The sequence below is a fragment of the Fibrobacter sp. UBA4309 genome (assembly GCF_002395745.1).
Lineage (GTDB): Bacteria > Fibrobacterota > Fibrobacteria > Fibrobacterales > Fibrobacteraceae > Fibrobacter.
The window spans coordinates 84,046-105,602 of record NZ_DGUN01000051.1 but is presented as its reverse complement, the minus strand read 5'-3'; the positions used below and the strand labels follow the sequence as shown (position 1 = coordinate 105,602).

Sequence of the window (21,557 nt, the reverse complement as noted above, 5' to 3'; positions counted from 1 at the left end):
TGGAGGTGAAACGATGAAGATAAACGTGCAAAGCTTGGCGTTTAAGCAATCTGTAACGGTTCTCGTGAGCATCAGCATCGTGTTCGCGATATTGTTCGGACTTGGCGGTCTGCGGATCAACGAGAAGCTGTCCCAGATGCTTTTGCAGAAGGGCGAAGAAATTAGCCGGGCGAACGTGGCCCTCATCAACAACCTTTTCAGTTCGGGCAAGAGTATCGGCGAAGAACTTTCGGTCGAGATCGGTACACAGAATCTTGGCGGAGAGGAACTCGATGAATTCCTGCTGCATTCGCTTACGGGCGTGCGTGCGACGATACCGCAGGTGGTGGCCATGGTGGTCGCCTTTGAGCCGGGGAAGGCCCCGGGGGGTGTTGAGGGCGAATACATGCGCCTTGCGTACTATTCGGGGAAGGAAACGTCCGTTATTAACGGTGGCGATTACGGGGAAACGAAATGGTACAAGGGTACCAAGGATAGCCTGAAGGGCCAATGGCAGGAACCGTTCATTGGGCAGTTCATCAAGGAACCGATAGTAATCTACACGACGCCTATTTTCCGTACGGATGCATCGGGGCAAAAGGAGTTCGTAGGTGTTCTTTGTGTCGACATTTCCATCGCCTTCCTCAAGGATGCCATCGCGAGCATCCCGATATCGAGTTCGGGCTATGCGGTGGTGCTTTCTGCAGACAATACGATTATCGCCCATCCGAAAAATGAATTGACGTTCAAGTCCAATTTCGCATCGATTTCGAGGAGCGCTTCGCACAAGAGGCTCGTTGAATTCGAAAACGCGGTGGACCAGATGAAGCACGGATTGTTCCTGGGCACTTCTGTCGATGGCCAGGACGCGGCTATCTATTTTACGGCGATGGAATCCATCAACTGGAAGTTCCTGATCGTGTGGCCGGCGGAGGTCTTCATGGAAGAACAGCGTTCCGTGGGGCATATGTTCGCATTTATCAGCCTATGCGGCTATTTTATCTTGTTTGTCATTGTCCTTGTGTCGATGTTCCGCGTTTCGCGCCCTCTCAAGGCGATTGCCGCGGCTGCCGGCAAGATTGGGCAGGGCGATTTCAGTGCCGAGATTCCCGCGCTTCCGGGTGACGACGAAATTTCCCAGTTGGCCAAGTCCTTCGAAGATATGCGTCAATCGCTGCAGGCCTATTTCGAATCGGAGAAGAGCATGGACCGCGTCAAGCGGGATTTGGATTTCTCGCGCGGGATCCAGGTTGGGCTTCTTCCCAAGGATGAATCGGAAGAAAATACGGCTGATGATAGGCATGCGCTTGCTCCGCTGCTCTTGCCTGCAGAAGATATCGGTGGAGATTTCTATGACTTCTTCAAACTGGACAACGACCGCCTCGCCATCGTGATTGCGGACGTGTCCGGAAAGGGCGTGCCTGCGACGCTGCTCATGATGGTGTCGCGTATCGTGATTCGTACCCTGGCAATGCATGTCGATTCCGTTTCCGAAATCTTCAACGAGACGAACTATGAACTGTCGCGCAGGAACAAGGATAACCTGTTTGTGGCGATGTGGATGGGCGTACTGAACTTGAAGACTGGACGCGTTGACTACGTTTCGGCCGGCCATAGGCCTCCGGTAATCCACCATAAGGACTGCTCTGTAGAATTTGTCAAGGGCAAGCCCAACCTGGCGATGGCTGTCATGGAAGAATCCAGGTACACCCAGGAATCCATGACGCTTGCTCCGGGCGATTCGCTCTTCTTGTACACGGACGGTATCATCGAAGCCGAAAACAGCGAAGGGAAACCGTTTGGAAAGTTTGAATTGCTTAAGGCTCTGTCGGAATGCTGCGAACACGATCCGGCAGAATTGTGCAAGTTCGTGAAGGCCCGTATGGACAGCTTCGTTGGCGAAGCGCGTCAGATGGACGATATTGCGATGCTTGCTGTTCGCTATGACGGGGAGAAGGATAACAGGTAATTCTGGTTATAAGTTTTAAACGATGAAACTATAGTGAGGTTATTATGCAGATCGTCAAGACCCAACAGGGTGGAACATTGACCATTGCTCTCGATGGCCGACTGGATTCGTTAACATCTCCGCAGCTTGAATCCGAAATTCAGGGGAAACTGGACGGTGTAGCCCATCTCGTAATCGACTTCGAGAAGCTCGCCTATATTTCTTCGGCGGGGCTCCGCGTGATGCTCGTGGCGCAGAAGATCATGAGCAAGCAGGGGGACATGGTCTTGAAGAAGGTTTGCCAGGAAGTCCGCGAAATCTTCGATGTTACGGGATTCAGTGACATATTGACCATCGAATAGGTGTGATGACGGTCTCATTTTGTGGCTAAATTGCTGATTTTCGAGAATTTACGCCACTTGGTGCATGGATAAAAAGTCAATAGAATTTGTTAAATTGCATAAACAAAAGGCCCTTCGAATAAGTAATTTAGTTATTGATGGTTACTTTTTCAGACATAGCGGATTACCGCGACTTCCTGAAGGACTACTACGAGCGCCGTAAGGCCGAGATGCCCTTCTACAGTTACCGCATGATGGGTGACAAGCTGGGACTGGATTCCAGCTACCTGTACCGCGTACTGCAGAAGAAGCAGCACCTGCCGGCGCACGCTCTTCCGGCAGCGAAGGAAATCCTTGCGTTGAACGGACGTCAGGCCGAGTTTTTCGACCTGCTGTTTACCGCTGCAATTACCAAAGACAAGGCGAAGCAGGAAGAACTGATGGCCAAGGCCCTCTCCCTGAGGGATGTGGAACGCCATAGCCTCCAGGCTGCCGAGCTCAAGCTCTTGGAAAACTGGTGGATCCCCGCCGTACGCGCCTACCTGGAACTGAACGGTGGCGTGGTGAACGTGAAACAGATTGCGAAGGACATCTGCCCGCCTATCACCGAAGAACAGGCGACCGAGGCCATCGAGATTTTGAAGGAAGTCGGCCTGGTCAAGAAGTTGGCTAGCGGCCGCCTTGCCCTGACGGAAGCGCACTTGACGGTCGGTGGACCGGAAAAGGCCAAGGCCGTCCGCAATTTCCAGCGTCAGGTGTTGAGCCTGGCCAGCGACGCACTGGAAAATATTCCGGTGAACGAACGTAATATTTCGACACTTACGGTGTCTGTGGACCAGTCCTGTTTCGAGGATCTTGGCGATATGCTGAGGGAATTCCGTCGCCTAGTACAAAAACGTATTGACGAATCCAAGAATCCGGACCGCGTTATGCAGCTTTCGATGGCATTTTACCCTGTTGCACGCAAGAAGGATGCTTCAGGAATTGCTAATATGGGGGAAAATGCGGGAGCGAAAAAATGAAGCAATGGGTGTGGATATTAGGTCTGGCTGCATTGGGAGGCGCCTTTGTAGCTTGCAGCAGTAGCGTCGGTGACGATACTGCTGGTTCGTCGATGGAGACGGAGAACTCCATCGCGCTTACTGTGCGTTTGGCGGACGGCACCCCTGCCGCCCGTATGAAGATTTTTGTACGCCCTGAAGGATACCTGCCTGGAGCCGAGGGCGCTGTTGCCGATTCTATGGTGAATGCCAACATGAATTTTGAAACCGACGATAACGGTACGGTTGAATTCAAGTCTATCGAATCGGGCAAGTATGTTGTTGAAGCGCGTGGCGTTTCGATGAAGGGCGTTACAAAGGTGTCTTACGACGACCAGGATAGCGGGGCTGTCCAGCTTTCCATGGGTGTCGAAGAACCGGGTGCCGTTTCCGGTCAAGTCTACCTGCCCAAGGGCGTAGCTTCTGTATCCGTGGGTGTCGAAGGTTTGGAATACCGCACCCAGACGGACTCCATCGGTAATTTCAAGTTCGAGTCGCTGCCTGCGGGTGAACTCAACATGGTCGCCTATGCCTATAGCGATTCTGCGGACGAAGACGAATCGTTCGTCAGCTACGGCTCGACGGTTGTCAAGCTGGAACCCGGCAAGCAGGGAACCGTGTTTATCGGCGATTCTGCCAAGATGCCCAAGCAGTTCGTGTTCGAGGATTTCGAAAACGGCGTCGACAACTGGTATGTATTCTCGTCCAGGTACGCTAGTGGCGAAATCGATGCCGCCGATGCGGGCAAGGGCCGCGATGGCAAGGTGGCGCATTTCGTTTGCGAAAACGATTCCAACGCGAACTGGGTCCTGATGGGGATTTCCTTCGGAGAAGCGGTCGATATGAGCGAGCTCGACTCGGTGGTGTTCTGGGCGCGTGCCGCCAAGACGAAACCGGATATGGAAAGTATTTTTGTCCATTTCTCGTTCGACATGGTCACCGATAGTGCGAAGGGTATCGAAGAGGGCAAGGCTTGGCAGCGCTTTGATATCGATTCCGTGTGGACCCGCTACGTGGTGATTCCCACCGCCCTGATTGAGCCGGATAGCCTGAATACGGCCGGAAACGTGGGCTGGGATTCCGTGAAGGCCCATGTGAGCAAGTTCTCGATTTTCGGCGGTACGGGCGGCGAATTCTGGATAGACAATATCGAAATTTACGGCCTGCGCCCCTTCGAGATCAAGAAGAAGGAACCGGCAAAAGACGACGAATAGCAATTGTGGATAAAACATCCACGGAAAGTGCTGCCTTGGGCAGCACTTTTTGCATACCTGTAGATAACTTTATTGTCGTGGGGAGAAATTGTTTAGGGCCCCCATAAGGAGTATTCTATGAGGATTTTGAGTCGCGCGGGGATAATGGGTCTTGCTGCGGGTTTTGTCTCTGTCGCATTGGCCGACAACCCGATCTCTGTTTACCACTACTTGGCGGATCCGGGTGCAGCTGCTGACGATACGTATTTCTATGTCATCACCGACTCCGACGATCCGGCTCCGGCAAATGCCAATGGTTACAGCATCAAGGCCCTTTATGGTTTCCGCACCAAGGACATGAAAAACTGGACCGACTTCGGTATCATTTACGATGCCCGCAAGGTGGACGGTATCGGCGATATCTGGGCGTCCGACATTGACGTGAACCCCAAGGACGGAAAACTCTACATCGTGTTCCCCGATGGCGGTGGCGGCGGTGTGGGCCTCATTAGCGCCGACAGCATTGCCGGCCCGTGGGCGAACCCTGTTTCGGGTGGCAAGAAACTCATCAATAACTGGGGCGGCGGCCTTGCGGACTGCGACGGCATCGGCTGGTGCTTTGACCCGGGTATTTTCTTTGATGATGACGGCACGGGCTACTTCACCTTTGGTGGCGGTAGCAGCGATTCCCGCCCGGCCAGGGACAACAACAACGATATTTTCAACATATACAAGTTCAACCCCGATATGAAGGGCTTCGATGTGAGTTCCAAGACTCACCTGAAGATTGGTGGCCCGAAGGCGATGGAAGCCTCGTACATTCACAAGTACAAGGGCAAGTACTATCTGTCTTACAGTACGGCCGATTTGCGCATTGCCTACGGTATGTCGAGCAATCCCATGGGTCCCTATGAATATAAGGGAATCTTCATGGGTAATCCGAGCATCAACGGCCAGAACATCAACGCGAACAACAATAACCACCATGGCATTGCCGAATTCAAGGGCCACTGGTACGTTGCCTACCATGACCGCCGCATTGCGAACGGTTACGATGGCCTGGAAAAGATTCCTGCCGAAGATGGCCAGGCAAATCCGAACCCGGCATACCACCGTAGCGTAAGCGTCGATGAATTCTTCTACAACGACGACGGTACCATGAAGTCGCTGACATTTACCAAGGATGGCCCGAAGCAGATCGAAAACTTCGATCCGTATGACTGGTATCCGGCCCTCACGAGCTCCAAGCAGAAGGGTATCCGCAGCCGCTCCAACTGGAGCTTGGGCAAGGTCGCCGAACATCTGTTGCTCCCGCTTTCCACGAAGGAATCCTGGATCCGCGTGAGCGGCGTCGACTTCGGTACTGCCGCGACCGGTTTCGTGGTGCAGGCCGCAAGCACGGCCGATGGCGACAAGATTGAAATCCATACGGGTTCTGCGACGGGTACGCTTGCCGGCACCTGCACGCTCAAGAATACCGGCAACAAGAATTCCTTCGCCGAGAACAAGTGCGAGGTCGAAGGCCTCAAGGGCATTGTAGACCAGATATTCCTCGTGTTCAAGGGCAATAGGGACTCCACGATGGCTATCAAGGCCTGGGGTTTCGAAGGCAGCGGTACGACGCCGCCGGAACCGCAGAAGCCGTTCGGCGGCAAGGCTTGGGCCGTTCCGTGCAAGATCGAGGCCGAAAACTTCGATGAACCGGGTACGGGCCGCGGTGGCGATGTCGATTCTTACAGCGAATCCGATTCCGAGAACCACGGTGACTCCGACTATCGCGACGGTACCGGCGTAGACCTGTACAAGAAGGCTACCGGTGTCGTGGTGGGCTACAATACCGAAGGCGAATGGCTGGAATACACTGTCAATGTGTCGAAGGCTGGCGATTACACGCTCTATGCCGCTGTCGCTGCCGCCGGAAGCACCTCCAGCTTCAAGTTCTCTCTCGACGGAACGGACATTACCGAAGAGATTTCCGTGCCCGCGGCAAGCTCGGGCGAAGAAAATTACGAAGACTACAACAAGGTCAAGGCCAACATCACGCTCCCGGCTGGCGAGCATGTCCTGAGGCTCACGGTTGTCGGTGCGTGGTTCGATATCGACTACTTCAATATCCTTGAAGGCAAGGATGCTCCGGATACGGAACCGATTGGCACGGATGCTATCAGGAATTCTGTCGCGTTCAAGGCTCAACAGTACGAATCTTATCGAGTGTTCGATCTGAAGGGCAAGCAGGTGGGCACTGTCAACCTGAACGGCGCAAGTGCGGGTGAGGCTCTCCGCGCGGCAGGGTATATCCAGGGTGTCTACATGCTCCGTTCCGTGCACGGCGACAGGAAGTTCATGGCCCGCGTTACAAAATAGGGCACGTATAGAAAAAAATCCATAAAGGAGTTAGGAGAACACACCCCGGATACCGTTCCGGGGTGTTTTTTTGCAAAAAAAGCTTTTTTAGGGGGTGGGTGTGGATAATCCGTCAATGATAATTTGCTGCAATGGGTGAAAAAAAGTCCTTTTAGGGGGTAAATTTTAAAGTGGATAGGCCGTATGGTGCGGTCAAAAGGGATGTTTAAGATGAAAAAGATTTCTATAAGAAAGCTGGGCTTGGTTGTTGGTTGCCTTGCCGGTGCGGCTCTTGCCGACAATCCGATTTCTACCTATCACTACTTGGCGGATCCGGGTGCAGCCGCCGACGACGAATATTTCTACATCATCACGGACTCCGATGACCCGGCTCCGTACAATTCCAATGGTTACAAGATTTACGCCCTCTATGCATTCCGCAGCAAGGATATGCAGAACTGGACTGACTACGGCATTATTTACGATGCCCGCAAGGTGAACGGCATTAACGATATTTGGGCATCCGGCATCGCGGTGCATAACGGCACGTTCTACATCGTGTTCCCCGATGGCGGTGGCGGCGGTATCGGCTACATCAAGGCGCCTGCAATCGACGGCCCGTGGACAAATGCCGTGGGCCAGGGCAAGGACAAACTTGTCGGCGGCCGTGGCATTATCGGTTGCGATGGTGTTTCCTGGTGCTTTGACCCGGGTATCTTTATCGACGACGACGGCACCACCTACGTCACGTGGGGCGGCGGCGAAAGCAATAGCCGTCCGAATACCGACAACTTCGATATCGTCAAACTGAACGACGCGAAGGATGCTCCGGTGGGTAACGGCTCTCACGTGAAGGTGAACAACCTCCCGACCCGCAAGATGCTTGAGGCGTCTTACATCCACAAGCACGGGAGCAATTACTACTTCTCTTACAGTACCGGCTGGCAGCAGGGTGCGCCTACCATCGATTACGGTATGTCGAACAACGTAATGGGACCGTACACCTGGAAGGGCACGATTCTCGGTGACCCGAGCATGAACGGCAGGAGCATCAACGGCAACAACAACCACCACGGTATTGCCGAATTCAAGGGACATTCCTATGTGGTGTACCATGACCGCCGTATTGCCAAGGGCCATAACGGACTTGAAATTATTCCGGCCGATGACGGTCAGCCGAAACCGAACGAAGGTTACCACCGTAGCGTTTCTGTAGACGAAATGTTCTATAATAACGACGGCACTATCAAGACTGTCACGGTGACTAACGAAGGCCCGAAGCAGATCGAGAACTTCGATCCGTACGACTGGTATCCGGCGCTCACGAGTTCCAAGCAGAAGGGCATCCGTAGCCGCTCCAACTTTGTGCAGGGCAAGAAGGCCGAACACGTTTTGCTTCCGCTTTCTTCCAAGGAATCGTGGCTTCGCGTGTCTGGTGTTGACTTCGGTACGGCCGCCACTGGCTTCGCGGTAGAGGCGGCAAGCATTGCCGACGGCAACAAGATCGAAATCCACACCGGTTCTGCAACCGGAACGTTGGCTGGTACTTGTGCAATCAAGAATACTGGCAACAAGACGACCTTTGTCGAAAACAAGTGCGATGTCGAAGGTCTCAAGGGTGTCGTGGCACAGGTGTTCCTGGTGTTCAAGGGCTCTCAGGATTCCACCATGGTTGTCAAGGCCTGGGGCTTCGAGGGCAGCGGAACGACTCCTCCCGAACCGCAGAAACCGTTTGGCGGCAAGGCCTGGGCAATCCCCGGCAAAATCGAGATGGAAAATTTTGACGAACCGGGTACGGGCCGCGGTGCCGGAATGGATTCTTACAGCGATAACGATGCCGATGACCATGGCGCCGAAAGCAACGGCGGCAAGAGCTACCGCGAAGGTACTGGTGTCGATATTTACAAGAAAGCAACCGGTTACGTGGTTGGCTACAATCAGGCTGGCGAATGGCTCGAATACACGGTGAACGTGGCGAAGGCCGGTGCTTACACGATGTTTGCCGCTGTCGCTTCCGCCAATGCGACTTCCGGTTTCCAGCTGTCTATTGATGGCGAGAACATTACCGATGAGATTTCTGTGCCGAAAAATGAAGGCGAAGAGAACTACGACGACTACAACAAGGTCAAGACGAATGTGAATCTCGCTGCCGGTGAACATATTTTGCGCTTTACCGTTACGGGCGACTGGATGGATATCGACTACATCACGTTTGTCGAAGGTGAAAATGCAACTGATCCTGAACCGATTGGCGGCGGCACGGATGCAATCCAGCAGACGGCCCAGTTCAATCCGTTCGCTTCGAATATGTTCCTTGTGTTCGATTTGAAGGGAAAACAGGTGGGCTCCGTGAAACTCGACGGCGCAAAGGTGGGCGACGCCCTCCGTGCTGCAGGGTACTCTCAAGGTGTCTACATGCTCCGTTCTGTCCGCGGTGACAAGAAGTTTATGGTGTCCGTTTCTAGGTAGCGGACCCGAAAGGAATCCCTAAACACCGCACATCCAAACCGGCGCCTTTTCGGCGTCAGAAAACTCCTCGGGACGAATGTTCCGTGGAGTTTTTTTTTATGGAATTTTATGTGATTCGCATTGACAAAATGTAAAAGGAAAAATATTGATGATGGTCGAAAAGAGCGCATAAAGCAGGTAATTTTAAGATAAGTGATGGGAACCCGTAATTCAGCGGGCTCTGTTTGGATAAAAGGTACGTGTATGAAAAGCTCTCACAGCTTTATACTTGGCTGCACTGTTTTTGCGGTTGCAGCATATGCTTCGACGGTGAATGTGGATGTCACCGAGGAACACCAGGTCATTCGCGGTTTTGGCGGCATGGTGCATAACCAGTGGCAGGGCGGTGGCGGACTTTCCGAGGCCGATGCCAAGCTCGCATTCGGTACGGGCGATGGCCAGATTGGCCTCAACACACTGCGTATTCCTGTATATGCAAATTCCAGTGATTTCAATAAAGAAGTTCAGGCCGCAAAGTACGCGAAGAAGTACGCCGGAGATGACTTTATCTTGTATGCAACCCCGTGGACTTCTCCGTATGCGGGCGCAAACCAGCACATGTCTTCGTCTAACTACCAGAAGTATGTGGACCACCTGAACGGCTTTAACGATTACATGAAAAACCAGGGCGTTCCCCTGTACGCCATCTCCATTAGTAACGAACCGGACTGGTGCGGTGAATGGGCTTGCTGGAGTGCAGACGAAATCTACAACTTCACCAAGGGCTATGCCGATAAAATGCGCAAGAACGGTGCCAAGGTGATTTCGACGGAATCGTTCCGCTACGACAAAAACCTCTACAACAAGGTGTTGAATGACGCCAACGCCCTCAAGAACTGGGACATTCTCGGTGCGCACTTCTACGCAAGCGACAGAAGAACTGGGGACGATTTCTTCCAGTATAGCCTTGCAGACCAGAAGGGTGTGGAACGCTGGATGACGGAACACTACACCGAAAGCCAGGGAAGCGGCAACTACTGGCGCACGGTTACGAATACGGGTGACCAGGCGAACCAGAACAAGCGCGATACCGTGAACGCCATGGACGTGGCTTACGAAATCCATCGAGCGATGGTCGTGGGCAACTTCAATCAGTACACCTGGTGGTATATCCGCCGTTGCTACGGCCTCATCATGGAGAAGGACTTCGGCAACAAACTCCAGATACCGTCCAACGAAATCGGCAAGGTCTCCAAGCGTGGTTACGTGATGAGCCAGTTCGCGCGCTTTATCCGCCCGGGTGCTGTGCGCGTGGGTGCAACGGCAAAGCCCGAGGCGAACCTGTTTGCGAGCGCCTACAAGAGCGCCGGTGGCGACTCCGTCATCGTGGTGCTCGTGAACCGCGATTACGGCAACGACAAGGAAGTGACCGTCAAGGTGCAGGGCGCCGATGTCCAGACTTTCCACATGTACACCACCAGCGAAACGAAGAACGCCAAGGACGAAGGCGAAGTCGAAGTCAAGAACGGCGAAGTGACTATCAAAATGCAGTCTGGTGGCAACAACTTCAAGGACTGCATCGTGACGCTCGTGGGCGTGGGCACTCCGGCCGATCCTATTCCTCGCGAACCGTTCGGCGGCAAGGTCGCTGAAATTCCGGGCAAGATCGAGGCTGAAAATTTCGACATTCCGGGTACGGGCAAGGAAAACAAGACCTACAACGAGAACGATTCCGATAACCACGGAGACTCTGACTACCGCGAAGGTACCGGTGTCGATATCTACAAGAAGGCTACCGGCTACATCGTGGGTTACAACCAGGCTGGCGAATGGCTTGAATACACGGTGAACGTGAAGGAAGCGGGTGACTACACCTTCTTTGCCGCGGTTGCCTCCGCCAATGCGACCTCCGGTTTCAACATGACTCTCGATGGCAATGAACTCACGGGCGATATCTCTGTCCCGAAGAATGACGGCGAAGAGAACTACGACGACTACAACAAGGTGCAGAAGAACGTGACGCTCCCTGCCGGCCAGCACATCCTCCGCTTTACTGTGGTTGGCGACTGGATGGACGTGGACTACTTCACCTTCGTGAAGGGCAAGGACGCGACCGATCCCGAACCGATTGGCGGCGGCACGCAACTTGTCGGTGTGAAATTTGAAAAGGCCGATGCGATGGCGACCTATGGCGTTTTCGACCTGAATGGAGCCTGCGTTGGGCGAATCCAGGCCATGAATGCGGAAGATGCCGCGCAAAAGGTGAAAAATCTCGTCAGCAAGGGCGGGGTATACGTCATCAAGTCGGCCAAGGGCAAAAAGATGTTTAGACTTTCCGTGGCAAAATAGACCGCATACGGAAAATCGCAAGGACTCTCCTCATACACTACCACAAACGTCTCGCCAATTGGCGGGACGTTTTTCTGCTACGCAGATTCAGGACATTGCGCCTCGGTCAGGGGCATTTTTTAGAAAGTTAAAGAAATAGGTTCTTTTTTGAGACATTTTGCGATTTAGAGAATATTTTTAACGTTAGAGTTTTACGAAAGAAGGAAAAATGGGTATGAAGAATTTCCTGTCGCTATCGGTGGGCGCTGCCGCGATCTCCGCTTTTCTTGGCGTTGGATCCGTAACAGAAGCTTCTGCCGCTCCGGACCCGAACTTCCACGTCTATATTGCCTACGGCCAGTCCAACATGGCGGGCGCGGGCGATATCCGCAAGGGTACCGACGACAAGGAGCATTCGCGCTACAAGATGTTCGCGACCACGTCGTGTACTCGCTACCCGAACGTAGGCGAAATCTACCCGGCAATTCCCCCGATGTTCCACTGCGGCGAAGGTCTTTCTGTGGCCGACTGGTTTGGCCGTTACCTGGCTGATAGCCTCCCCGACGTGACCGTGGGCGTGATTCCCGTGGCCGTGGGCGGAACGAAAATCGAACTGTTCGACAAGGACAAGTACGCCAATTACCTTTCTACTGCCGAGAATTGGCTTGTGAACTGGGCCAAGGACTACGGCAGCGACGGTAACGCATATGCCCGTATTGTGGAAGTCGCTAAGAAGGCGCAGCAGGTCGGCGTCATCAAGGGCTTCATTTTCCATCAGGGCGAATCGGGTGCCATGAACGGCAATAACTGGCAGCAAGAAGTCAAGAAGACCCGCGACGATATCTTGAAGGCCCTGAACTTGAGTTCCGATACGGTTCCGTTCCTTGCGGGCGGCCTGGAAGACCGTGCCGCCGGCGGTTGCTGCTGGAGCTTTACCGACAACAATATCAAGACGCTCCCGAACGTGATGGACAATACCTACTTCGTCTCGTCCGAAGGTCTCAAGGGCAACGGCAAGGACTCGTATCATTTCAGTAGCGAATCCTACCAGGAATTCGGCCGCCGCTATGCTGCAGAGATGCTCAAGCACATCAGCTCGGCGCCGGTCGAGCCTGAACCGCAGACCCCGTTCAAGGGAAAAGCTCTTGCTATCCCGGGCAAGATTGAAGTTGAGGACTTCGATATTCCGGGTAAGGGCAAGAACGAAGACGGTACCACCAACGATTCCTACGGCGACGATAGCGAAAATCACGGCGACTCCGACTACCGCAAGGATACCGGCGTTGACCTGTACAAGAAGGCTACCGGAATTGCCGCAGGCTACAACACTACCGGCGACTGGCTCGAATGGACTGTCGATATAGCCGAAGCTGGCGATTACACTGCTACGGCTTCTGTCGCTACTGAGGGCGAAGGCGCCTTTACGCTCTCTATCGACGGCAAGTCCATTGCCGAATTCACGGTTACGGGTTCTAGCTACGATGATTTCACTGACGTTACGCAGATGGTGAATCTTCCTGCCGGTAAGCATGTTCTGCGCATGGATGCGACGCAGCAATATTTCGATATTGACTATATCAGCTTCTCGGCGGTGCAGGATCCTTGCGAAGAATGCGGCCTTGGGATTGCCGATGTCCGCCTGGATATGCCGACTGAAGTCGAAAACTTCCGCATCTTTGATATGAATGGCGTCTACCTCGGTATGGTTCGTGCCGTGGGGATGCAGAATCTCCGCGAAAGTGCGGCTGGCCTTGTCAAGTGTGGCGGAACCTATCTGGCGAGGTCTGTTTCGGGCAAAACCCTGCAAATCAGAATTGCAAAGTAACCTGAAAATTACGAAGTAAATTTTTGTTGACGAGAAGCCCGCGAAAGCGGGCTTTTTTTGGTCTCCAGGTATTGATTTTTTGTCCATGGGAAAAGCCTTTTTTCGAGTGTTTTCTCGCTTTTTAGGGGGTATCTTTAAAGTATACAAGGAGTGTGCTATGGATGTAAAAAAGGCTTCGGATTTCTTGACGATCGTGTTGTGGCTTGTGGGTGGACTTTTGATGTTCACGGCAATTGCGAATGCCGCCCCGAATCCCAATTTTCACATTTATATCGCTTATGGCCAGTCCAATATGGCCGGTAACGGAGATATCGTCCCTTCCGAAGACCAGGACAAGTACAAGGACAAGTTCCTGATGCTCGCCTCGCATAACGCAAACGCGAGCCAGCGCAGCGGCAAGACGAATCAGTCCATCAAGACTGGCGAATGGTATACGGCAATCCCCCCGATGTTCCACCCCTTCGAGAACCTCTCCCCGGCGGACTACTTCGGCCGCGCGATGGTCGATTCCCTCCCGGGCGTGACCGTGGGTATCATCCCGGTGGCTATCGGCGCAGTGAGCATTCGCGCTTTCGACAAGGACCAGTATGAAAGTTACTTCAAGGGCGACGGCAAGGACATCATGAGTTGGGGTTGGCCCAAGGATTACGACAACAATCCTCCGGGACGCATCCTGGAACTCGCCAAGAAGGCTAAGGAAGTGGGCGTCATCAAGGGCTTCATCTTCCACCAGGGCGAAAGTGACGGTACCGACGACAACTGGCGCCGCACCGTCTACAAGACCTACAAGGACATTATCGACGCGCTCGATCTCGACGAGAACGAAGTCCCGTTCGTGGCGGGCGAGTTGCTGCAAGAAGGTAACAACTGCTGCGGAAGCAAGAATGGCGGCATTGCCCAGCTCAAGAACAACTTCAAGAAGTTCGGGCTTGCATCTTCGAAGGGCCTGCAGGGCAACGGCAAGGACCCGTACCACTTCGGGCGCGCGGGCGTGATTGAACTCGGCAAGCGCTACTGCTCCGAGATGCTCAAGCTTATCGACAAGACGATTGACCCGGATGCCCCGCCGGTAAACCTGGTGGACCCGAGCCAGTCTACGGTTCCTGACGAACCTCCCGAGGAATATGGCCCGTATACCGACCCGATCGAAATCCCGGGCAAGGTGCAGGCCGAGAACTACAACAAGGGCGGTGCCGACAAGGCTTATTACGATTTGAGCAAGGGCAACGAAGGCGGCAAGCTCCGTAAGGACGATGTGGATATTTATCAGCCGAACATGGGCATTGTCGTGGGCCACTGCCAGAAGGGCGAATGGCTCAAGTACACCGTGAACGTGGCCGCCGATGGCGAATACGAGATTTCTGCCAACGTGGCGGGCGAGAATGGCACCGGTAGCTTGACGCTTTACATGGACGACCAGCCTATCGGTACCGGGATGGCCAATACCGGAAACGGCTTTGATGCGTTCGAAGTTGTAAGCGGCGGCAAGGCTACGCTTAAGGCGGGCGAGCACGAACTGAAACTTGAGATTACCAACGACTGGGTTGACATCGACTACGTGGAATTCAAGACGGCGACTGGAACCGACAATTTGGTGAAAATCCGTATGGATGTTCCCGAAACGGAAACCAGTTTTGCAATCGTTGATATGCAGGGCCGCAAATTGGGTGTGATTAAGGCCACAACCATGGAAGAGGCCGTTAAAAAAACTAGGGAAAATGTGACGAAAAACATGGTCTCTGGCGGGGTGTTTTTTGTAATTTCTAATACAAAGAGTAAACACCATTTCATGAAAAAGGTGGTAATTTATGAAAAGTAGTGAAATCGTCATCGTGAAGCAGATAGTCCTCTTTATGGCAATTGCTGTAACGTTGGGCTTTATCTACGGGTAGAACTAAACCTCCATATCATAAAAACGCCCTGGCAACGTGCCGGGGTGTTTTTTTGCCCGCGAAACCCCTCTTTATTGATAAAACATCCATAGAACATCGAATTTGTTTATGGGATTTTTGTGCTCCGTGAAATATTTTTATAGGGAACTGAAAAGGAGTTCTTATGGGATGTTTCAAGAGCATGGGCAAGTCTGCCTTTTTTGCAGGCATTTTTGCGGTGACCGCCTTTGCGGCAACGGTCAACAATCCGATTATGTATGTCGATAGCCCGGACCCCTCGATTGTCCGCGTTGACGACGCCTACTACATGGTGACCACCACGATGCACTTTGCCCCAGGCGTGCCCGTTTTCAAGAGCACCGATTTGGCCCAGTGGCGCACGGTGGGCTATGCCTACCAGACGCTCACCAACAACGACCAGCAAAACCTGAATGGCGGCAAGGACGCCTACGGAAAGGGCTCGTGGGCATCGAGCATCCGTTACCACAAGGGATTCTTCTACGTGCTGACCCCGTCCTACACGACAGGCAAGACTCACCTGTACAAGACCGCCGACGTGGAAAGCGGCCAGTGGAGCGAAGTGCAGCTTCCGTTCTATCACGATCCGTCCCTCTTCTTCGATGACGACGGCACCGTGTGGGTGTTCTACGGCAGCGGCGACCAGATTAGCTACGTGCAGCTCAATGACGATGCGAGCGGCGTGAAGGCCGGCGGCAAGAGCGGCAAGCTCGGCGGCGTGAGCGTGAACCAGGTGACCGGCACCAGCAACTACTACGTGCAGCAGGAAGGCTCGCACATGGAAAAGGTGAACGGCGAATACTACCTGTTCACGATTTCCTGGCCGGCCGGCAAAAGCCGTAGCGAAATCGTTTATCGTTCCAAGAGCCTGCTCTCCGGTTACAGCGGAAGGTACTTCCTCTCCGATAACGGCGTTGCGCAGGGTGGCATTTTCGATACTCCCGATGGCAAGTGGTATGCCCTCCTGTTCCGCGATTCTGGCCCGGTTGGCCGTATGTCGCACCTGGTTCCGATGGAATGGAAGGACGGCTGGCCGGTCCCGACTAGCGGCTCCAAGGCTCCCTCCACAATTGACTTGCCGGAATCTCCGCTCCCGGGCTACGGCATGGTGACTTCTGATGACTTTGAATCTAGTGAACTTGCTCTCGAATGGCAGTTCAACCATAACCCCGATAACAAGAACTGGAGTCTCTCCGCAAATCCGGGCTTCTACCGCATTACTACGAGCCGTACCGATAGCCGCGTGGTGAATGCGAAGAACACCCTGACCCAGCGTTCCTTTGGCCCCAAGAGTTCTGGCCGTACGCTTGTCGATGGCACCGGCATGAAGGATGGCGATATGGCCGGCCTCGTTGCCCTGCAAGATGACAAGGGCTTCGTGGCGCTTGCTAAAGATGGCGGCAGCTACAAGGTGGTGATGTACACCGGTAATAAGGATGGTGAAAAACAGGCTGCAAGCCAGGCCCTTTCGGGTTCCAAGGTTTACCTGCGTATCGATTTCGACCTGCCGATTGACCGTGGTACGGCTTACTTCTACTACAGCACCGATGGCAATACCTGGACAAAGATCGGTAGCGACGTGAAGCTCAATTACGACCTGCACATGTTCGTGGGCGTGCGCTGGGGCCTCTTCAACTTTGCGACCAAGCAGGCTGGCGGCTATGCGGACTTTGACTGGTTCAAGGTCGGTGTTGACGTGAACGATGAAATTTATCTCGACGGCGCAGGTTCTGAACCTGTACCGCAGACTCCGTTCTGTGCCGCCGGCGAAAACTGCCCGGCAATTGCGCTCCCGGGCAAGATCGAGGCCGAAAACTTCGACGTGCCGGGCAAGGGCAAGGATGGCACCTCTTACTATGACGCCGATTCCGAAAACCACGGCGATAGCGATTACCGCAAGGGCACGGGCGTTGACCTTTACAAGAAGGCGACCGGCGTCATTGTGGGCTACAACAGCGAAGGCGACTGGCTCGAATACACCGTGAACGTAAAGGATGCGGGTGATTACACCATGTTCGCGGCCGTGGCTGCGGCTGGCTCTACCTCGAGCTTCAAGCTCTCCCTGGACGGCAAGGACATCACCGAAGAAATCGCGGTGCCGGCAGCAAGCTCCGGCGAAGAGAATTACGACGATTACAACAAGGTTAAGGCAAATGTCACGCTCCCTGCTGGCGAACATGTGCTCCGCTTTACGGTTACTGGCGCTTGGCTCGATATTGACTACTTCACGTTCGTGAAGGGCAAGGACGCTACGGATCCGGAGCCCATTGGGACGGACCTTGCAAATGCGGTGCGCCTCGATGTGCAGGGTGCACGGACCTACCGTGTGTACGGCCTAGACGGCAGTTTCCTCGGGCGAATTAGTGCGAAGAACGCTGCGGAAGTGCAACAGCAGGTTCGCACGGTCGTGAAGCCCAAGGGCGCCTTCTACGTTCGTCCTGTACGTTAAAAAAAGAAACTCCTCCTGAGTACTCCCATAATAATGCCTCCCGTGGCGGTTGTCTCGGGAGGCTTTGTCAAAGCCCTTTTTACAAAATGACAATGGAATGTTTTTGGGGAACGGAATTTCAATAATTTAGAGGAATATATTAAGATGGGGCAGAATGGTGTATGCCCCAAGGAGAATAGATGTTTGGTATTAAGCTTATCTCGGCGAAGAAAATCGCCGTCCTTACGGCGGCAATTCTCTCTGTTGCCGTTCTTCCTTCGTTTGCAGACAATATAACTGTCGATGGCAAGAATCGCAGCATGCTCGTGTATGCCCCCTCGGGCATCGAGAAGAATCGCCCGCTCATCATCCAGATGCATGGCATGAACCAGGATGCGCCTTACCAGAAGAATGCCGCCAAGTGGGAGCCCATTGCCGACACGGCGCGCTTTGTGGTGGTATTCCCGAATGGCGAAAACAAGGCGTGGGATATCGGAGGCGATAAGGACCTCAATTTCATAAAGGCTATCATCAACGAAATGTATCAAAAGTACGGAATTGATAAAAATCGTGTATATGTTTCGGGCTTCTCGATGGGAGGCATGATGAGCTACCATGTGGCAAACAAGATGGGCGACCAGATTGCGGCCATTGCGCCTGTGTCGGGTGGCGGTGGCGTGAATTCGCCCAAGCGCGCGATGCCGATTATGCATACGCACGGCACCACCGACGACGTGGTGAACTACAACAGCACCGTGAATACCCTCAAGGGCTGGGTAAACGCGCAGAAGTGCTCCGGCAATTCGCAGAAGATCAAGCCGTATCCGTCGACCAAGCCGGGGTCTGCCGCTTCTCTCGAAATCTGGAGTGGCTGCACCGATGGCGTCGAGGTGCGCCTGCTGACTATTGACGGCAAGGGCCACTGGTATTCCATGGACGAGGCCGTGAGCGTCAATACGAGCGTGGAAATATGGAACTTCGTGAAGAATTACTCGCTGGACGGCTCGAGCATTACACCGCCCCCGCCCGCGATTGTGGTGCCCACCAACCGCGACAGCATCTTTAACGGTGGCTTCGATTCCAGTGCGGTAGCCTGGGACTTGCAGGTGCACGGCGATGCCGCTGCAACCGGTGATGCCAAGGATGGCAAGTACCAGCTGGCCATTTCTGCCGTCGGTACCGAGAATTACCAGGTGCAGCTTATCCAGCATGACCTGCACCTCGAAAAGGGCCAGTGGTACGAAATCAGTTTTGACGCGAACGCGGGAGCGGCCCGTACGCTCGAGGTGAACGTGGAACAGCACAACGATCCGTGGGCATCTTACCTCAAGGAAAAGCAGAATTTCGAAATCGGGACGACCTCGAAAACGTACACGTTCAAGTTCCAGATGACGGCCGCGACCGATACCAACAGCCGTTTGAGTTTCAATGCGGGGGCCGCCACCGGCACGCTCACGCTCGACAACGTGAAAATCGCGAAGACGGAAGCCCCTGCCGATACGGGAACGACCGCCTTGCGCGGGGTGCGGCTTGAACGCGGACAGCCGGCGGCGTATGCCGTGTTCGACCTGCGCGGACACAGGCTCGGGACGGTCGAAAAGCGCGATGCTACCGAGGCGGAGGCGCTTGTACGTGCGAGATATACGAAGGGAGCCTACCTCCTGGTGCCTGTTTTTCGCTAAAAAACGCTAAAATCGCCATTTTTTCGGAGTGCGCCATTGATAAATAATCAATGGCGTCTTCCCTTTTGAAGGGTGTTTTGCCGCTTTTGGGGAGTATTTTTACCATAGTCTTTAAGGAGTGACAAAGATGTTTGGATTGAAAAAGATCTCTATTGGTGGAGCTTTCGCTCTTGTTTCGCTTGGAATGGCCTCCCAGGCTTTGGCACACCCCGATAGTTTGGTGCTTACTCCCCCGCTGGGGTGGAACAGCTGGAACGTGTTCCACGAAAACATCAACGAAAAGCAGATTCAGGAAATTGCCGATGCGATGGTCAATTCCGGCTTGAAGGATGCGGGCTACATTTACCTGAACCTCGACGATAACTGGATGGATACCAAGCGCGATGCCCAGGGCAACCTCCAGAACAACCCGAAGACTTTCCCGAGCGGCATGAAGGCCATTGCCGATTACGTGCATAGCAAGGGCCTGAAGTTCGGTCTTTACGGCGACCGCGGCAAGCGTACCTGCCACCATTACAACAGCAACTGGCAGAGCGAAAGCGGTTCCAACGGTCACGAAGAACAGGATGCCAAGAAACTCGCCGAATGGGGCGTGGACTACTGGAAGTACGATAACTGCGATTCCGATCCGAAAACCCAGGAAAAAGATTACACTGCCATGTCCAACGCTCTCCGCAATTCCGGACGCGATATCGTGTTCAGCATTTGCATGTGGGAATACAAGGACTGGATGCCCAAAATCGCTAACCTCTGGCGTACCACTTTCGATATCGGCCCTGAATGGATTTCGACTTCGTGGTACCGCGGCGTCTACGAAATTATCGATGCGAACAACAAGTACTGGCAGATTGCAAAACCCGGTCACTGGAATGACCCGGACATGCTTGAAGTGGGCAACAGGGGCCTCTCTTACGAAGAACAGCGCTCCCAGATGACGATGTGGTCTATCATGGCCGCTCCCATCATGATCAGTTCCGACGTGCGCAACATGAGCAACGAGACCAAGGAACTCTACCTGAACAAGGACATGATTGCCATCAACCAGGATTCCCTGGGCGTTCAGGGCCACCGCGTTTCTGACAAGCAAGGCAAGCAGGTCTGGACCAAGCCCTTGCAGAACGGTGACCTTGCCGTGGCTCTCCTCAACAACAACAATTCTACCCAGACTGTGGAATGCAACTTTGCAGACGTCGGCGTGGAAGGCGAAGTGGAAGTCCGCGATGCCTGGAAAAAGAAAGACCTGGGCCCGGTTTCGCACGTTTCTATCGAACTTCCTGCTCACGGCTCGGCACTCCTCCGCTTGGTTCTCAAGCCGGTTCCGCGCAAGCCGTTCAAGGGCGAGGCTCTCGCCATTCCGGGCAAAATCGAAGTGGAAGATTTCGACATTAACGGCGTGGGACAGGGCAACACCGCCTACAACGAAAACGATACCGAGAATCACGGCGATTCTGACTACCGTCCGGGTACCGGTGTAGACCTGTACAAGAAGGCTACGGGGATCATCGTCGGTTACAACCAGGCGGGTGAATGGCTTGAATACAGCGTGAAGGTCGCCAAGACGGGAACTTACACGATGAACGCTTCCGTTGCCTCTGCCAATGCCACTTCTGGCTTCAAGCTTTCTATGGACGGCAAGGACATCACTGAAGAAATCGCAGTGCCTGCTGCAACCTCGGGTGAGGACAACTACGATGAATACAATACGGTCAAGGCCGAAGTGAGCCTGACCGAGGGCGAACACATTCTCCGCTTCACTGTCACTGGCGACTGGATGGACATTGACTACATCGAGTTCGCTGAGCCGGGTACGGACGCTGTTCGCCAGCTGATGCCTGTCGTTCGCGGCGACGCTTCTGCACCGCGCTTTGTCAAGAAGGGCAATACGCTCTTTGTCGAGAAGAATGGTATGCGCTTCGACTTGACCGGCCATCGACTCAAGTAAAAAATTCCATAAGAATACTCTCCTGACAATGCAGGTTTCCCGTCGGCAATGACGGGAAACTTTTTTTTTGTGCTTTTTAGCTTTTGCAATCTTGTCAAAAGTAAAACTCCCGAAGGGGTGTTTTTCGCCTGTGATCGGGACTATTTTTTA

At 53.7% G+C, this 21,557-nt stretch carries 12 protein-coding genes; all 12 read left to right on the top strand.

Annotated elements, in window-relative coordinates; genetic code table 11:
* The first annotated feature begins 13 nt into the window (after positions 1 to 13).
* The 12 genes from B3M32_RS07600 to B3M32_RS07545 all read left to right on the top strand — a co-directional run bounded on the left by B3M32_RS07600 (position 14) and on the right by B3M32_RS07545 (position 21,407).
* Positions 14 to 1,948 carry a SpoIIE family protein phosphatase gene (locus B3M32_RS07600; protein WP_290744822.1) on the top strand — a complete coding sequence of 645 codons (1,935 nt, stop codon included), beginning with the start codon at positions 14 to 16 and terminating at the stop codon, positions 1,946 to 1,948.
* A 44-nt stretch (positions 1,949 to 1,992) separates the two neighbouring features.
* A complete protein-coding gene (locus B3M32_RS07595; RefSeq protein WP_290744820.1) occupies positions 1,993 to 2,289 on the top strand; it encodes an STAS domain-containing protein in 297 nt (98 codons plus the stop codon).
* Positions 2,290 to 2,426: 137 nt separating this feature from the next.
* Entirely contained in the window at positions 2,427 to 3,290 is an 864-nt protein-coding gene (locus B3M32_RS07590) for a DUF4423 domain-containing protein (RefSeq protein WP_290744818.1), read from the top strand.
* Positions 3,287 to 4,522: a carboxypeptidase-like regulatory domain-containing protein gene (locus tag B3M32_RS07585; protein ID WP_290744816.1), complete on the top strand. Its 1,236-nt coding sequence runs from the start codon at positions 3,287 to 3,289 to the stop codon at positions 4,520 to 4,522. Before B3M32_RS07590 ends, B3M32_RS07585 begins: the two co-directional genes overlap by 4 nt.
* 117 nt (positions 4,523 to 4,639) lie before the next feature.
* Complete coding sequence (locus B3M32_RS07580; protein ID WP_290744813.1) at positions 4,640 to 6,865, top strand: carbohydrate-binding protein; 2,226 nt, start codon at positions 4,640 to 4,642, stop codon at positions 6,863 to 6,865.
* 210 nt (positions 6,866 to 7,075) lie between these two features.
* On the top strand, positions 7,076 to 9,313 hold the full coding sequence (locus B3M32_RS07575; protein ID WP_290744811.1) for a carbohydrate-binding protein: 2,238 nt from the start codon (positions 7,076 to 7,078) through the stop codon (positions 9,311 to 9,313).
* 243 nt (positions 9,314 to 9,556) lie between these two features.
* Entirely contained in the window at positions 9,557 to 11,641 is a 2,085-nt protein-coding gene (locus B3M32_RS07570) for a carbohydrate-binding protein (RefSeq protein WP_290744809.1), read from the top strand.
* Positions 11,642 to 11,855: 214 nt separating this feature from the next.
* The gene (locus B3M32_RS07565; RefSeq protein ID WP_290744807.1) at positions 11,856 to 13,445 is read left to right on the top strand and encodes a sialate O-acetylesterase; all 1,590 of its coding nucleotides are present in this window, start codon (positions 11,856 to 11,858) and stop codon (positions 13,443 to 13,445) included.
* Between the two features lie 157 nt (positions 13,446 to 13,602).
* Positions 13,603 to 15,264 carry a sialate O-acetylesterase gene (locus B3M32_RS07560; protein ID WP_290744805.1) on the top strand — a complete coding sequence of 554 codons (1,662 nt, stop codon included), beginning with the start codon at positions 13,603 to 13,605 and terminating at the stop codon, positions 15,262 to 15,264.
* 236 nt (positions 15,265 to 15,500) lie between these two features.
* Positions 15,501 to 17,804 carry a family 43 glycosylhydrolase gene (locus tag B3M32_RS07555; RefSeq protein ID WP_349679864.1) on the top strand — a complete coding sequence of 768 codons (2,304 nt, stop codon included), beginning with the start codon at positions 15,501 to 15,503 and terminating at the stop codon, positions 17,802 to 17,804.
* A gap of 179 nt (positions 17,805 to 17,983) precedes the next feature.
* Complete coding sequence (locus tag B3M32_RS07550) at positions 17,984 to 19,465, top strand: carbohydrate binding domain-containing protein (RefSeq protein ID WP_290744803.1); 1,482 nt, start codon at positions 17,984 to 17,986, stop codon at positions 19,463 to 19,465.
* A 127-nt stretch (positions 19,466 to 19,592) separates the two neighbouring features.
* Positions 19,593 to 21,407: a carbohydrate-binding protein gene (locus B3M32_RS07545; protein WP_290744801.1), complete on the top strand. Its 1,815-nt coding sequence runs from the start codon at positions 19,593 to 19,595 to the stop codon at positions 21,405 to 21,407.
* The last annotated feature ends 150 nt before the right edge of the window (positions 21,408 to 21,557 follow it).